Genomic DNA, 16339 nt, shown 5'->3' on the forward strand with positions numbered 1-16339 from the left:
TCGATAAAAAGGCAAGACAATTACCTGTTAAAGGATAGCTAAAATAGCTTTTGCCCGTTATTTAATTTGGTGCAATTATTTCTTTACCACCCATGTATGGTCTTAACACTTCAGGAATTACGACGCTTCCATCAGCTTGTTGATAGTTTTCTAGGATAGCGGCAACTGTACGACCAATGGCAAGACCTGAACCGTTTAATGTATGAACATATTCTGGTTTTGCATTTGGCTCACGACGGAAGCGGATATTCGCTCGTCGTGCTTGGAAATCCTCAAAGTTAGAGCAAGAAGAAATTTCACGGTACATGTTTTGTGCAGGAATCCAAACTTCTAAATCATATTTCTTCGCTGCAGTAAATCCTAAATCAGCTGTACACATTTTTAGTTTACGGTATGGTAACCCTAATAATTGCAGTACTTTTTCAGCATGACCTGTTAATAGTTCTAGCTGTTCATAAGATTCTTCTGGTTTTACAAATCGTACTAATTCTACTTTGTTGAATTGATGTTGACGAATTAAACCACGTGTATCGCGACCCGCAGAGCCTGCTTCTGAACGGAAGCACGCACTAAAGGAAGCAAAGCCTTGTGGTAAAGCCTCAGCCAGTAAAATTTCATCACGATAGAAGTTTGTTACAGGTACCTCTGCCGTTGGAATCATGAAATAATCTGTTTCCTCTAATTTAAATACATCTTCTTCAAATTTAGGGAGATTTCCAGTACCCGTCAAGCTATCACGATTAACAATGACAGGTGGTAGCATTTCCTCATAACCATGCTCATCTGCATGTAAATCCATCATAAATGTCATTAATGCACGTTCTAAACGAGCTCCAAGCCCGCGGTAGAATAAGAAACGGCTACCTGTTACTTTTGTACCCCGTTCAAAGTCAACAATCTTCAAATCTGTAGCAAGATCCCAATGTGCTTTAATGTCAAAATCAAATGTTGGTACCTCACCCCAAGTATATTCCTCTACATTATCGTCCTCTGTTGTGCCAACTGGTACAGATTCATGTGGAACGTTTGGTAAACGCATCATCATATCTTTAAAGCGTTCTTCTACATCATTTAATTGGACATCTAATTCTTTAATTTCATCGCCAACCTGACGCATACGCGCAATGACTTCATCCGCATTTTCTTTGTTACGTTTCATAACAGAAATTTGTTCAGATACTTTATTTCGTTCTGCTTTTAATTCTTCTGTTTTAGCAATTAACTCACGACGCTTTGCATCTAAATCCTCAAAGTCATCTAAGTTGCTTAAATCTTCATTACGTGTTAATAGCATTTCTTTAATTTCCGCGAAATGATCGCGTACGCGTTTAATATCTAACATCGTCATACCTCCAGTAGTTTAATGACATTGCATCCATTAAGTCTTGGTTTAATTGCGTTGCAAGCTAAACTCGAATAGCTCCGCTTTGAATCAAAATAAACACAAAAAAGCCCTCATCCCTAAAAAGGGACGAGAGCTACCCGCGTTGCCACCCTAATTGATTAGACATATACCTAATCCACTTATTTCATAACGGCATTTCAGCCGGCTACAGCCTACTTACATTACTTCGACTGTGCAACTCCAGGACGGATTCACAAGTGCTTCTATCAGCTTCCACCAACCGCTGACTCTCTAAAAAAAACGTGCTTGCTACTACTTCCCATCATCGTGTTCAGTTATTTAAATTTTAACCATACTGTACTATATGAAAACAGATTTCGCAAGCAATACCATAGGATACAAAATATTCTAGAATTCTTGAATCACAGTTAATTCCGGATGAAATGCACAACCCAATAAATGACCATTTCGCGCTAAGATAATTTCTCCCTCATATTCAGCGAATTTCAACATTTTTACCGACTGCTTTAATATGAGGAGCCCGAAGTCTTCAATGGAAAGGTCTGAATAAAACGGTTGAATGAAGTTCGAAACTTAACACAACAGGAACTTCGCTGGTTATTGGAAGGTTTATCTCTCCAGCAACCAAAAGCGATTGCGAAATCCGCAAAAAGTGTCTTTTAAATCCATTCATTAAGATGGTATAATCATCCACAACTTATTTTGATTCACCTATATAAAACTTCCTTAAATCAGTTGTATATTGTATGTATACACATGTTTTATCTGCTATTTCTTCCAAAAATTCTTCAGAGACGATGGAACTTATTTGATTTGTTATAGAGGATGGAATGTCGATTTTCACTACGATGATAAAGAAATATTTTACGCTTCTATATCTGAAGAAGGACCCTATTTAATAAGATTCGGAAGCTCTCCATTTCCTACTTTCGGTAAAGATATAGAAATAGTAAAAGAATACTTACAGGAAAAACACGGAATAAGAGGTTTTCGATATTATGACCCAGACAGTGATGAAGTTAGTTATGTAAATTTTTAATCTTAAATTAGAAAATGACCAAGACGGTAATTAAGCTATCTTGGTCTTTAAAGTTAGGCTGGAATTGATTCAGCATACGATAAAATGCTAAGGTGTTTCATTTCAGCAATTGCATTATTAGAAGCTGCCTACTTTTTATGCAATTACCGGATGGAGTTTTTTAACTCAAGAGGAATTTTATGATAAAAGAAACAGCTATTAAGTATATAACGAAGCAAGACCACTCAGTTGAGTGGCTTTTTATTATCAAAAATAAACGATTCTTATTATGGTAAATAAGTCTCTTATTGGTTATAGTTTCTTTTGTAGGTTATTTAAAGAAATTACCTTTGAAAACTTTGAAGGAGAAGTAAATATGAAAAAAACGATTAAAAAAACATGGATGATTGCTTCAGCACTTACAATAGGATTGGCTGTTTTGACGCCACTTCAAGCAGGAGCAGCATCAGTAGAAACTACAGATAGTAATATTACTGTTCAACTTGAACAAAAAATTACAGGCACTATTAAAGACATCTACTCCGATAGAATAAACCTTAAAGGGAAAGATGATAAAAATTATTTTATCAGTTTCCATAAATTTTCAGATGAGCAGATAGAAAAAATGAAATTAGTAGAAGGACAAGAAATCTCTGTAGAAGGTAACGTTATAGAGAGTTATTCAGACTTCTTCACATTTGAAGTATTTAAAAGAGACATGCCTAAAGAGATGACAAAAGAAGATCTAACAAAAATAGAAAAATTGTTCAATGAAATGAAGCAGTTGCAAAATGAATTTACAAAAAAGACAGAATTTACCGATAAAGAATTAGAAAAGAGACATGAGGAACTGGAGAAAATTTACGAAGAAATACATAAAATTACAGATCCGTATACATTAGCTGATTGGCAGCCTCAATCATTTGAAGAATATATGGAAGGTTACGGATTTAATGAGAGAAATATAGTTATTAAAGAAAACGATAACATAAAACTTAAAGCTATTTATGAAGAATGGGTAAAGCTTCAAAAAAGTGGTGATAAAGAAAAGGCTAAAGAAAAATATGAAGAGTTTGATAAAATCCTCGAACCATATTTAGATGAGCTATATGCACCGGAAACATTCGAAGAGTATATGGAAGGAATGGAATTAAATATCCCAGCTGAAACTTTAGCCAAACTAAAAACTATTTATGAGGAATCTCAAAAAGCAGCAAAAGATGAAAATGAAGAGTTGTACGGGAAGCTATGGGTAGAATTCTATGAAATACTAAACCAGTCCATAAAGCCTCAAACATTTGATCAATACATGGCTGACTTTGATTTCAAAGTTAGTGAAGCAGATAGCAAGCAATTAAAACAGCTTTATGAAGAAATCATAGCCCTTGATGAAAAAGAAGAACAAGAAAAAATCAAAGAAAAATGGGAAGCATTTTACAATATTTTAGACCCATATTTTACAGCAAATGAAGAAATTCTTTTCTCAGCTTCTAAAGTAACGATAAACGGCGAAGATTATCTTCTAAAGCAATAATAAATATAGATTTCGGGGTTATCAAGCGCCGAAAAGCTAGGCAAAAACATTCAAAGCCGATTGTAGAGAAATTCTCAAAATGGGTGGATGAATCACCTTTCTTCGGAAAAAATGCCTTAGCCAAAGCTGCAGAATACACATTAAATCGTATTCACGGATTAAAAGCTTTTCTGTTCGACGGTAGGATTGAAATCGATAATAATCCGGCTGAAAATGCGATTCATCCAAATGTGATAGGTCGTAAGAACTGGCTTTTCTCTGTTAGTGAAGCAGGCGCTAAAGCGAATGCCATCTGTTTAAGTTTAGCTGAAACGGCAAAAGCAAACGGCATCGATTTCTATCAATACCTAGTGACGTTAATGACAGAATTGCCAAATTTACCGATTCACCAGCAGCCAGAGATTTTAAAGAATTACATGCCTTGGTCGAAAAATATCTAAGTGACATGTGCAAAATAGCTGTTTATCTGAAATTTTTTCAGATAAATGGCTATTCGTTGTGCGTACCGAAAAGGTGCGCTTTTTTATATTTCGGGCTTACTTTCTATATACCTTTTTCCTTCCGAATATTGAATTAAACTGCTCCGTTAGCCGTCCATGAAATGCAAAAATCAGCACTTCACCACAGAAAATGAAAGATGATTCCGTTCTTTCATGTGAGTTCAATAAAGAAAAAAGAGCTGCCTATCCAAAAACTGTACCCTCTAAGATAGACACTTTGAAAAAAGATGTCGGAGCGGAATAAATGACGAAATAATTATTTACTAAAAAAGAGCAAAAACAACTAAACGGTAATCCTAATGTGCAGGCTGCTAGTGATCAAGCGATACTTATACTGAGGAATTTAAACGCTATTTTATTGCAGAAAATGAAAAAGGAAAACTCCCAAGAACGAAATGACGTTAGAAAACCAATATGGGATTACATATAACTTACAACGTATTCGCCGCATTATGTAGAAATCCGAGATTGTATGCCCAATTCGAAAAGCGCATACGGCACGTATAATGGCCAAAGCGATACTGTTGGGATAACGCCCCCCAAGAATCCCTCTTCGGTCATTTTAAAGATGAAACCAATATGAAAGCGTGCGAAACAGTAGAAGAAGTAAAACGAGAAGTGAAAATTTATAGATGTATTACAACCATTATCGAGGACAATGGAACTTGAAAAAGCTGCCGCCTGCAAAATACAGACAGCAGCTTCAAAAGGTTGCCTAGCTTTTTTCAAAATGTCCTTTACAAAGGGTACACTTTAATGAGCTATGTAGCCCTTTTTACTATTGTTTTGAGTAATATTCCAAAATTCCTTTGTAGATAGATTCAGCAAATAGCTCAATATATTGATCATCTGTCAGTTTAGCTCGATCTTCATTATTTGATAGGAAGCCTAGCTCAACTAGAACGGCTGGAATATTCGTATTTGCAATTACAATGAAATTTCCTTTTTTGACCTTTCGATTATTCATATTTACGTTTTTAACAATTTGATTGTTTACAAACGTCGCAAGATCAATGTCTTCCTGATGCATATCACCTGGTGTTTCAGCGTAAAATGTTTCGGTACCTTGCGCAGAAGTATTAGCTGCATAATTAACATGGATACTTACGAAAATCTCACCATAATTAGCATGAGTAAAGTCAACTCGACCTTCTCGTGTAGGATACGTATCCCCAGTACGAGTCATTAAAACCTTCGCACCTGCCGCCTCAAGCTTTTGCGTAACAAGAGTGCTGACCTTTAAAGCAATGTTTTTTTCTGCGATAGTACCGACTACAGTTCCAGGATCCTTGCCACCATGACCTGGATCAATAATGATTATACGATCTTTTAACGGATTACCACTTTGATTTAATATCTTTAAATAAGATTTATGGACATACCCTTTTTGATCGTTATAAGTAACTTGTGCCCAATAACCGTTAATACTATTTACTTGAACATATTCGCCTTTTTTCAACTTACATAGTACTGTAGAAGTAGAGTTAGCTTCTTTGCGGACATTTAAATGATCAACTGTCACTCGACCTAGTAGATCACCTGAAACTGTCGGAGGAGTTTGAGTTGGATTCGGAGTAGAAGGTTTCTCTACTTTTACATCCTCAGTACTATCTGCCACGATATAGCCAGGTACACCATTTACTACAGTTAAATAGTAACCATTTACTATCTTATAAACAGGTAATTTCACTTTACTATTGACAGTCGAAATAACCTTTGAAGAAGATGTAGGTTTTACATAACTATTTATACTTTGTGTTGTAGTAACTTGCTTTTGAATATTCCCTAATGCATGACCATCTGCATCTAAAAACTGTGCATACGTTTTATAAACATAGGCAAAGGTATCATTATAGGAAACCTTTAACCAATCTCCTTCAACTTCATAGACTGATAGTTTACCACCTTTATTGATAGTACCTACAATGTTAGCTTTAGATGACGAATCTTTGGATTTACGAATATTTAATCCATCAGTTGTTGAGGAAACTAATCCAATGACCTGTGATGTATCAAGTACAGCTACATCTTTAACAGGTAGCTCCTTTTCACTTTTAAAGAAGCTAAGCTGTTGCTGTTCTACATAGCCCGAAAGCTCACGGCCAACTGCAACATCTACGAAGCTTGATTTGTTGACAACTAAATTATTGATTTCTTCATAAGCTTCATGCCTTGGAGAAATATCTTCAAAACCACCACTTGCACTTGCACTTGCACTATGTATGGTAAATATAGAAGCTGAAATGAATAAGATGCATAACATAAGACTGACTTTCTTGAAATACAATGCTCTATTTCCTCCCTTTTTATTATCGAGTAAATTTTAACAAAATTTAACACTTAAAGCTACCATAATAATGTAATTACTATTATTTTTGGGATTTATAGGCTCATCACCAAAAGTTCTGGATGACATTTTTTAAATAATCTAAATTGATGCAAGAATTATTATTACCATAAATTTCTTTAATCAAAAGCAACACAAAAAAGCATTAATCCAGATCGGCGCTTTCCTATATTTCAAATAAACCCCACTTATTTATGATACGGTCCACCGTAACATATCTAAATGAGGTTTTCGGTTCAAATATATTCATACATTATTCTGGCCCTACGCATGTCAGCTATTCGCTATTAGTCGCTGCTTTACTATCATCTAAAAAGAGAGATAGAACAGAACAGCATTTACGTTAGGTAAAAAATATAGAATTTTCATTCTATAAAAAAGGCGAATAAATATTTGTTACCCATTCTTTCAATGGTTAACTTTACTGCCGAGTCTAAAAAACTAGAAATATGATATGGCCCAGATATTATCCTTCTGATTAAATAAAAAACTGATTCTTACCTTTCTATAAGCTATGGGATCAATTCTCTTTTAGATTACGTAGATAATTATATGTTAATCCTTTTTAACTTTTCCAATGAATTGTTACTTTTCCTCTTGATCACCATTCTCACCCTTATTTATTGCACGACCGCCTCCACCAACCGCATGCTGCTGCTTCGTATTAGAACTTCCTATGGCTGAATTAGTTCCTCCCGTACTATCTAAACCGCTTCCGCTTGCTACCTGAGTAGCTGACGACTGTCTTTGACCCCTATTTACCTGATTATTGATGATGATAACAATTTCCTCGTCACCATCACAGTCTTCATGCTGTTCGTGAGGTTGAGTCTGCTCTCCCTTCATACCGCTGTTTCTAGCTACCCCTTGTGCTCCCACACTTTGCTGTTGATCGGTATTCGAGGAATCTATTGCAGCATTACTACCAGCTGCACTATTTCTTCCTGCCCCACTTGCAATTTGCGTGGTATTGGGTGCACTAGTGAACTGATTATTTATAACAATTACAAGCTTTAACTTATCCGATACAGGAGAATCAGTCCTAATTTCTTCTCCATCTTTTTTTACAATAATCCTTACTTTTTCATTTTTACTTTCCACACTGCTTTGTAATTCCTTGGAATTAGACCCATCATTACTATCTTTATGACCTCGTTGATTTGACATTATACCACCTTCTTTTCGATTTAGAATAATATATCTTATTCGAAGAAGAAATTTAGATTTAGTCAAATACATTAATTTTACTAAAGTTTTATTTGGATAATATCTTTGTGTATAGCATTCTACAAAAATCTCCCCATGGCGAGGTGTATGTCTAGATGTTGATATTGAGTATATCTAAAAATCCAGCAGCTAAAATAAAGGAACCGAAAGCCGAAATTGAACATTTAAGAGAGGCATGTCATACTCCCCTAGAAAAAGCGATATTTGAGTTTATGTTTTCAATAGGATGTAGAATTGGAGGTTAGAACGCTCAGCAATCGTTAGAGGTAAAAGAGATAAAGAAAAGAGAGATTTATTATAATGTCCGCTGTGATATTTGGTTTAAACGATTTCATCCTGTGTCAAAACAATGATTCTTGAGGGGTTCTCTATCTTTCAGTGAAACAAGATTTAACCACTGACTATACCAAATATAACTTTAAATTCGTTACGGTTTTTCTTTTGTCTTTTAAAACCTTCTTTTAAATCTGCTATTAAAACGGTTTTACCAATCCAAATTCTTAAATACAAGGAGTAGAACTTTATTGGTCCTTTTATTCCCTTCTCCTCATATTCTGTGCCATCCTCTAACTCTGTTTCAGTCCTAATTATCCATGTGTTTCCTATTCCGAATTCAATGAATTTCAAAATCAACTCACCCCAATAACCGCACAATAATAACTGGTCTTCAACTATCCTGTGACGTTCGTTGAAGAAGAAAAAGATGGGACCTGTTAAATCCCATCTTGAAGTAAAACCGCCGTTAGTTTACGCTTTACGCATCCTAATTTTTTAATTGTTTAGTATTTATAAAAAATGCTGTTCCCATTATAAATATGCCTAAACAAACGAACATTGCAATCCCTGAATATTCATCATCAAATATTGTTGTGTTAACCAAAATAACAAACAGCATTAGTACAAGTGATACATATAAGCCTTTATTGTATTTCATAAGTTTTACCTCCACCTTAATAGCAGTCTTGTTCTTTTACTATTCTAATTATTGCCGATATTCCATTTTAATATTAACATTAATTTCCTTTGTTTGAAATTAAAACACAAAAGTGCCCACGCTTATTCATACAGATAGGTAAACCTTTGAAATTATCGCCAGCTTTTCCCCCTGTTCACACCGTACGTGCGACTTTCATCGCATACGGCGTTCCAACTAATCCAATTCGATTTAATCATCAACACTTCTGATATCCAGAGTAATGTGACCATTCTCCATTTCAGCTAGGAACATTTCGCACAACTAAACTGCACCGTTAGTAAAAAAGCATCTTCACTTGTTGTAAGTTAAAGTGGAAAGTTTCACAAAAGATAGGAAATAGTTTATACTGGACTAACTATCATATTTAAAAGGAGCATTTCCTATGACCGAGAATAATCATTCTGAAGTACCAAAGAAAAAAATCAGCCTGCATGAGGCAGTGAAACAGCAGCTTGAAAACAAAAAGAACCGTTCCTCTTCTAATAAAGGAAAAAAGAATGCCGACCTTTCAACTAAAAAAATGAAAAGCCAGCAAACGAAAAAAACAAGCAATACCCGTAGAAAAATGGGCGTCTAATATACGGACAATATCCGGAAGACATATTACCAGGCAAAGCTGTTGATATTGTTAAAAGAGGAAGGAAAGATTACCAGAGATATCATTTAAGATGTTTTTACAAAATCGGGCACCCCTTCCCCACGGAATTAACGTTAGGCTTACAGACAGATTGGACGTGGACAGGAAATCCACTCTAAACAAAAGAAGTGAAAAAGCATTCAAGGATGAACAGTTCATTCCCTGAATGCTTTTTTAAATTATTTTATTCTTTTCATTTTATAACTTGTTTAGCTAAATGCTTCGTAAAAAAATGCTGCCAATGCAACTCAATGATATTTAATAAACACATCCGTTAGCCATCCATTGAAGCGCAATAAACAGCACTTCATCACAGAAAATGAAAGATGGTTAAGTTCTTTCATGGGAGTTGAATAAAAACTCTCTTTTAACACTCCTCAGAAATTACAACTCAACCTTAAGTTTATTTAAAAAAGTTGTACTTCTCTTGGCGATTTTAATATAATGACTTTCTTATCATTGGGTAATTGTTCAAGTTTCTTTAAAACAAAAGATTTCTTTTCTATTTTAGAAAGTCAAAATCCAGCAATTACGGCATACAGCTTAAGTGAATTTTCTCACAACTGTATGATATTATACTGTTGAATAGAAAGACAAATTAGAATTTGGAGGTTCAATATGAAAAGTGAAGATAAACAATATGCTTTAACTGTTATTACTAATATATTAAAAGCAATGCACAGTAAAGAATATGAAAACATTTTAAATTATGTGGATGAATCTGAAGTGGATGATATTGGTGAGTTATTCTATTATGTCCAAGAAACATTAAACTTAAATGGATTTGATTCATTTGATGAATATGGCGCTCCATGTAATTTTCACCCAACATACGAATATTCACAAATCAACTTCTATGAATTCAATGATCACAGTGGATTTGCTGTTGATTATGATTTAACTTCAAATTCAGAATTGGCAGATATGTGTTTGCAAATGGAGTTTTTATATACGGATGACGGATTAAAAAGTGTTTTTATCACAGTTGACCCACAGTAAAACAATAATTCGAAAGAAACGCTAGAATATTAGAAGATATGGGATATGGGATATTCAAATTCAGTGTATGAGCTTATCAAAGATTCAGAAGTTCGACTTTTGGTTGAATTAGCGAATAAAATCAAGAATTAACGACTTATAAATCTAAATATTATAAGGAGAACATATGGAAATATACAACATTAATTTGAATATTCATTATTCTGCCCCACATGAAGTTTGGGATAATTTGGAGCGTTTATATAGAGAAATGCCTAACTGGGAACAACTTTGTAAACGGCTGTCCACAGTGGTATGGTTCAGATGGTAAATTGATAGAAGTAAGTATTGAACCAAGTGGATTACAATTCTATGCTGAATTACCAGCAGAAGAATGGAATGAATGGATTACATTATTTAAGAATAGCGCTACAAAATTATTGGGGTATGAAGTTGGCGAACCAGAAGACGGTTTTGAATTTCACTATTATGATTAACCCTACAAATTCCAAGTTTTCCATAAGCTTAATTTGAAAATACATAAGACACTTTGGTGTTTTTTTATATCATCGACAATTCTTCCAGTCACACCTAATTTCTATCCAAATAACGTGCCCCATTAGCGATCCATGAAGTGCAAAAATAAGCACTTCACCACAGAAAATGAAAGATGATTAAGTTCTTTCATGGGAGTTCAATAAAAAGAAAGAGCTGCCTATGCAACTCAATGATCTTCAAGTAATGCACCCCGTTAGCCCCTGTAGCGTAAAAAACAGCGCTACATCACAGAAAATAAAGATGATCAAGTTCTTTCATAGGAGCTTAAAAGGAACAAAACTTACTAATTAGGTTTCATGTATTCTCCTGTCTCCGTTCAGCGGATAAATCATCTATAGAAATAAACGGAACGATGGACATGTTTATTTTTTTACTTCAAGGTGTAATATATATTTTTAAAATATTTACCACTCTCGTAGCAAATAATTCTCCATTAGTCATACTAGGATTCATCATTTTTAAGTATGAACCAATAATTATCTTTGTTATTTTCATCCATGTACTTTTAAAATTCTTGAGAATTATAGGCGTCTTTTACTGCTTCTGAATCGCTTTTATAACTTGTTTAATCGTTAGTTGAGCATTTCTCAATGCTTTTTCCGTCATGTTAGCATGTGCAACTTTCGCAGTTTTCTTTAAGAAAAGCTTTTATGTGGAAGCAAAAAAATTCTTGTAGTAGCTATATTGGATGGTGATAATAAACGTAGTAGACCTTTACCTTTGATTTTTAAAATGTATCTGACACTACCCCATAAATGACTAGAATATTCCACCAAATGATTTTGAACTGCTATCTAAAAAAGGAACCTAGTATCTTCTAAAAAACACTTAAGTTATTGTTGAAGAAGAGGTTCCCATTTATCCAATTGTTAAGCTATTAACGAAAAGCCGCTTTGAATTCACCAGTGATTTTCTGATGCCCGTTATCCACATCATAAGCTTGTTCTTGTTCTAGTTCGAAGCGATCCATAATCGGCAGATCGTTCACCGAGAACAGATAAGAATCTTCTGAAACTACATGTTCATGCCATGCCCAGTTTGGTATGACAAAATAATCGCCTTTTTTCCAATCAAAACGTACTCCGTTAATAATCGTATAACCAGATCCTTTATATGCATGATGGATTGTCGAATGCGTATGCCGATGAGCTTTCGTATGAAATCCTTTCGGAAGATACTGCATCCTTGAACCTATCGTTGGGTTTGCCGTCTTGCCAGTAGATGGATTGATATACTCAATCGCAAAACCTTCATACGGATCAGGATCAAAATTCATTAAACCTTTAATCGCTTCCTCTGTGCGATTCCACTTGTAATTTGCCAAAGGTGCAATCGTATAATTGGCATCACCAACCGGGCGAACCATACCGCCACTATAACGAAGTTCCGAAAAGTTATCCGGTACATTAGGCTGTTGGAGTCCATCTTTATGTGGCTCAAAGAATGTCCCGCCAATGGAATAAATGGTTGGAATATCGAGCGCATCCATCCATATCATCGGTTTATCACCGACATGACCATGACCGTGCCATAGGTTTTTCGGTGTCGTCAAGAAGTCACCCTCTCGCATATAAATCCGTTCACCTTGAACGATTGTATACGCACCTTCACCATCTGTAATAAAACGAATTGCACTTTGTGTATGTCGATGCGATGGTGCTTCTTCTCCAGGAAGTAAAAGTTGAACTGCTGCATACAATGTTTGTGTTGTCGACGCCCAACCCCAAGGCTGACGGTAAGTCAAACCAGGGTTTTGAAAATAAATCGCACGACGTTCGCCACCGCGTTCTGGTGTGAATATTTGTGCTGCTTCCATCAATTTCTTAGTCAACAGTTCCCCGCTCCAAAGATATGCCTCGGCTTGTGGTTTTGGTGTTTTATTCATAATTTCAGGGATGGCTTCCCAAAGGGGACCGAGATTGTATTGTTGAATATCTTTCGTAAAGTCTTTAACAGTATCACTACTCATAAATTGTTTGACTTCTTCTTTCATTTCAGCCATTCAAAACACTCCTTTTCTTTTAGTAGTCTACTTAGTTACGTTTACTTAAATTACGTTGGATTTGAACGTAATGTCCGTTCACATGTTCTACCAGGAAATGATTGATGATGAACGACACTGGTTTGTGGCCAAACTTTTCAAAATTACGATGCGGATTCTCTGCATTAAGTTGTGCTTCACTTAAACCGATTAGACGGTCTGAAACTTGTTGCTGTATCTTTTTCAACGTCGCAATTTCTTCTTCAATACTCAGCTCATCTGGATTAAATACTGCAGCACGTCGACTTTCATCCTCTAAACCACGTCCCCACTTCGAACCCGGCTCTGCAACTACGCGCTCCACTTCGCCAAGCCAGTACGGAATCGCCTCGTTTAAGTGCGATACAATTTGCATTATTGACCATTCTTCTTCAGTTGGATTCCAACGAAAAACCTTTTCATCTAAACCTTCTACACTTTTGAGAATGTCACAGATTGAGTTATTAATAGCTTGAATCGAGTCTTTATTTGTTGTAGTAGTCATGTTAGTTACCTCCTCCCTGTAGAACTACTTTATTTTCCAGTATTCCTACTTGATCAATTTCAATTTTCACGACATCGCCATCTTTTAAGAATGTGGGAGGATCCATTGCAACACCTACACCGCCTGGCGTTCCAGTTAAAATAATGTCACCCGGTTCAAGAGTAACTAACTTCGAAAGAAATGAAACAAGATGTGGAACAGAGAAAACGAGATTTTCTGTATTCGTTTTCTGTCTCACCTCACCATTAACTGACAGTACGACACCGAGTCCAGATGGATTTGTTAATTCATCAGAAGTAACCATCCAAGGTCCCATCGGTGCACTGCCATCAACTGTTTTTCCTTGTAGCCATTGTAGTGTTCGCCTTTGTAAATCACGATAAGTTACGTCGTTGGCAATTGTGTAACCTGCCACGTAACCAAGTGCTTCCTCTTCAGATACATTGCGTGCTTGTTTACCGATTATAACTGTGAATTCAGCTTCGTAATCGAGTTGTTCAGAAATCGGATGGAATGGGATATCGTCTTCCGGTCCAATAACTGTATTCGCAAACTTAGCAAATAAAACTGGATTAGTTGGAATGTCGCGTCCCATTTCTAAAATATGTTCACGGTAGTTATGCCCTACACAGAAGATCTTCCCAGGGTTTGTCACTGGTGCATTTACTTTTACTTCACTTTTATCATAAATCAGCTGGTGCTTGAATTTTCCAGTATTAGAAAGTGCATAGTTAATCGCAGACTTCGCAATTTCCATACTGTCATTTCCTCCCTCGAGGAAGCCTTCCATTTTGGCTGGTACATATGCTTCGGCAATGGCTTCATAGCGATACTTACCTTCACTCTGAAGTTGTGCTTGGTACGCATAATTGAGGTCGACTACCTTTTCCCCTTCAACAATTGCACCAATACGAGAAAAACCTGCAGTTGTAAATGTTATCAATTTCATAACTATCTCCCTTTAAATGTTTTATTTAAACACTCCAATTCTATTAGCAATGATGCTCAATCTACTAGCTCAGAACAGTGGTAATAGCAATCTTGCTAAATACTAATACAATATGTCCGCGAATTAGACGTGGTAATATGGCTATCTCATACTAAGTTGTAAATGCTTTATTATACTTAACTAGCTCTTCTTTCAACTTTATTTTGCTTATCTTCCCTGACGCTGTGACGGGTAACTCATCTAGAATGAGGAACTTGTCTGGAATTTTGTATTTGACAAACCGCTCTTTCATAAAAGCAAGTAATTCCTCTTCGTTAGATGTCTCCCCTTCACGAAGGACAACACAGGCATATGTCAATTCGCCAAATATCGCATCTGGAAGACCGATGACTGCCGCTTCCAAAACAGCTGGATGTTGATGAAGCGTTTCTTCTAATTCCCGCGGATAAATATTAAATCCACCTTTAATGATCATTTCTTTTTTCCGACCGACTATACGAACGTAACCATTTTCATCGATTGTAGCCAAATCTCCTGTATAAAACCAACCTTCCTGATCAATCGCTTGAGCAGTTTCTATCGGCATATTGTAATAGCCTTTAGTCACTCCAGGACCTTTACAAGCAAGTTCACCAACCTCGCCGACCTTACACTCCAGACGATTTTCATCGACCACTTTTAATTCCACGCCAGGTATCGGTCGACCCACTGTCTCTGAACGAGCCTTATCATCGGCATCAAATCCAGTCAGCGTAAGTGTTGCAGACGTTTCAGTTGAGCCATATGCGATTAATATATTGCAGTTCATATTCGTCCGTATTTTTTTTACAACTTCCACCGGACATGGTGCAGCAGCCATTTCACCTGTTCGAAGGGAACTTAAGTCATATTTCTCAAAATCAGAAGAATTCAGTTCCAATATAAACATCGTTGGAACACCTGGATGTACAGTTACTTTTTCTGATTCGATGAGTGCCAATGCCCCTGTTACTGAATACTTCCGCATTATTACTAATTTCCCACCACAAAATACTGCCCGAAGGAGAAATGTGATACCCATAATATGAAATAATGGATTTGGAATTAAAAACACATCATCCTCTGTACATTCCATAATTTTTGAAGCTGAACCGGAACTAAATAATACATTTTCATGCGTTAGCATCGCACCTTTTGGACGTCCAGTTGTGCCCGATGTAAACATAATTGTAAATAAATTACCTTTCGGCTCAACACGAATATCTTCAAATTCATTACCAACTAATAAATCATCATAATAAAGATATTCCTCTGCCTGAAAACCAACAGAAATTAGGATCTCCAACGATTCAATTTCTGCACGAAGCTCTGAATAAAAACTTACTTCTCCACAAAGTAACGCTTTGGCTTCTGTTTGTTGCACTATATAGGAACTTTCCTCCTTGGTGAAAAATGGATTAAGTGGAATTAAAACAGCTCCAACACGTGCAATAGCAAATAATGATGTGACGAATTCAATTGAATTTATGAGTGCAACCGCCACGCGATCCCCGCTATTAATACCACTATTTATTAGTCCTTGTGCAAGTTTTGTCACTTCACGATCTAATTGTCCGTATGTCATTCTTCTTTTTTCATAATAGATTGCTTCCCGATTCGGCAATTTATTAGCTTTGATTTTCAATAAATCACTGACATTAGAGTGCATTACAATGTTATCCAAATTATCCACCTCTCCTACTATA

At 35.9% G+C, this 16339-nt stretch carries 13 protein-coding genes, 3 pseudogenes and 1 other annotated feature; of the genes and pseudogenes, 7 read left to right on the forward strand and 9 right to left on the reverse strand.

The genetic code is table 11. The features are described 5' to 3' along the window. Positions 1–61: 61 nt before the first annotated feature. Positions 62–1342, reverse strand: coding sequence for a serine--tRNA ligase (gene serS / locus BFJ97_RS15055; protein ID WP_068985476.1), 1281 nt, complete (start codon positions 1340–1342; stop codon positions 62–64). A 122-nt stretch (positions 1343–1464) separates the two neighbouring features. Beyond that, positions 1465–1680: a binding site (T-box leader), on the reverse strand. A gap of 1080 nt (positions 1681–2760) precedes the next feature. Here serS and BFJ97_RS15065 point away from each other — a divergent pair. From BFJ97_RS15065 to BFJ97_RS25275, 3 genes and pseudogenes are all read left to right on the forward strand, one after another. Beyond that, positions 2761–3918 carry a hypothetical protein gene (locus tag BFJ97_RS15065; protein WP_068985478.1) on the forward strand — a complete coding sequence of 386 codons (1158 nt, stop codon included), beginning with the start codon at positions 2761–2763 and terminating at the stop codon, positions 3916–3918. A 23-nt stretch (positions 3919–3941) separates the two neighbouring features. After that, positions 3942–4358 (forward strand): annotated as a pseudogene (locus BFJ97_RS15070) (IS66 family transposase); the annotation flags it as partial. A gap of 582 nt (positions 4359–4940) precedes the next feature. Continuing rightward, positions 4941–5137: pseudogene (locus BFJ97_RS25275) on the forward strand (IS3 family transposase); the annotation flags it as partial. A gap of 59 nt (positions 5138–5196) precedes the next feature. Here BFJ97_RS25275 and BFJ97_RS15075 read toward each other — a convergent pair. Next, positions 5197–6705: an N-acetylmuramoyl-L-alanine amidase gene (locus BFJ97_RS15075; RefSeq protein WP_139114455.1), complete on the reverse strand. Its 1509-nt coding sequence runs from the start codon at positions 6703–6705 to the stop codon at positions 5197–5199. Positions 6706–7350: 645 nt separating this feature from the next. Next, the gene (locus tag BFJ97_RS15080; protein ID WP_068985567.1) at positions 7351–7866 is read right to left on the reverse strand and encodes a hypothetical protein; all 516 of its coding nucleotides are present in this window, start codon (positions 7864–7866) and stop codon (positions 7351–7353) included. Between the two features lie 236 nt (positions 7867–8102). Between BFJ97_RS15080 and BFJ97_RS25845 the strand changes: the two are divergent. After that, a pseudogene (locus BFJ97_RS25845) lies at positions 8103–8324 on the forward strand (integrase); the annotation flags it as partial. Positions 8325–8382: 58 nt separating this feature from the next. Here BFJ97_RS25845 and BFJ97_RS15085 read toward each other — a convergent pair. Both BFJ97_RS15085 and BFJ97_RS24785 read right to left on the reverse strand, forming a co-directional pair. Next, positions 8383–8619 carry a DUF3977 family protein gene (locus BFJ97_RS15085; protein WP_068985480.1) on the reverse strand — a complete coding sequence of 79 codons (237 nt, stop codon included), beginning with the start codon at positions 8617–8619 and terminating at the stop codon, positions 8383–8385. 136 nt (positions 8620–8755) lie between these two features. Further along, the gene (locus BFJ97_RS24785) at positions 8756–8926 is read right to left on the reverse strand and encodes a hypothetical protein (protein ID WP_175401771.1); all 171 of its coding nucleotides are present in this window, start codon (positions 8924–8926) and stop codon (positions 8756–8758) included. A 424-nt stretch (positions 8927–9350) separates the two neighbouring features. Between BFJ97_RS24785 and BFJ97_RS15090 the strand changes: the two genes are divergently transcribed. The 3 genes from BFJ97_RS15090 to BFJ97_RS15100 all read left to right on the forward strand — a co-directional run bounded on the left by BFJ97_RS15090 (position 9351) and on the right by BFJ97_RS15100 (position 11080). Beyond that, positions 9351–9545, forward strand: a complete 195-nt coding sequence (locus BFJ97_RS15090) for a hypothetical protein (protein WP_068985481.1) — start codon at positions 9351–9353, stop codon at positions 9543–9545. A 678-nt stretch (positions 9546–10223) separates the two neighbouring features. After that, a complete protein-coding gene (locus BFJ97_RS15095) occupies positions 10224–10604 on the forward strand; it encodes a DUF7668 domain-containing protein (protein WP_068985482.1) in 381 nt (126 codons plus the stop codon). Between the two features lie 212 nt (positions 10605–10816). Further along, positions 10817–11080, forward strand: a complete 264-nt coding sequence (locus BFJ97_RS15100; protein ID WP_254660183.1) for a hypothetical protein — start codon at positions 10817–10819, stop codon at positions 11078–11080. Positions 11081–12018: 938 nt separating this feature from the next. On the opposite strand, the gene BFJ97_RS15105 is transcribed toward BFJ97_RS15100, so the two are convergent. The 4 genes from BFJ97_RS15105 to BFJ97_RS15120 form a co-directional block, all read right to left on the reverse strand. Beyond that, entirely contained in the window at positions 12019–13143 is a 1125-nt protein-coding gene (locus tag BFJ97_RS15105) for a cupin domain-containing protein (protein WP_068985483.1), read from the reverse strand. Between the two features lie 31 nt (positions 13144–13174). Further along, positions 13175–13666: a DinB family protein gene (locus tag BFJ97_RS15110; protein WP_068985484.1), complete on the reverse strand. Its 492-nt coding sequence runs from the start codon at positions 13664–13666 to the stop codon at positions 13175–13177. Between the two features lies 1 nt (position 13667). Then, a complete protein-coding gene (locus BFJ97_RS15115; protein WP_068985485.1) occupies positions 13668–14615 on the reverse strand; it encodes a fumarylacetoacetate hydrolase family protein in 948 nt (315 codons plus the stop codon). 151 nt (positions 14616–14766) lie between these two features. Continuing rightward, positions 14767–16317 carry a class I adenylate-forming enzyme family protein gene (locus BFJ97_RS15120; protein ID WP_254660184.1) on the reverse strand — a complete coding sequence of 517 codons (1551 nt, stop codon included), beginning with the start codon at positions 16315–16317 and terminating at the stop codon, positions 14767–14769. Positions 16318–16339: the final 22 nt, after the last annotated feature.

This window comes from Lysinibacillus xylanilyticus (assembly GCF_001708185.1).
In the GTDB taxonomy this organism is placed as follows: Bacteria; Bacillota; Bacilli; order Bacillales_A; family Planococcaceae; genus Lysinibacillus; species Lysinibacillus xylanilyticus_A.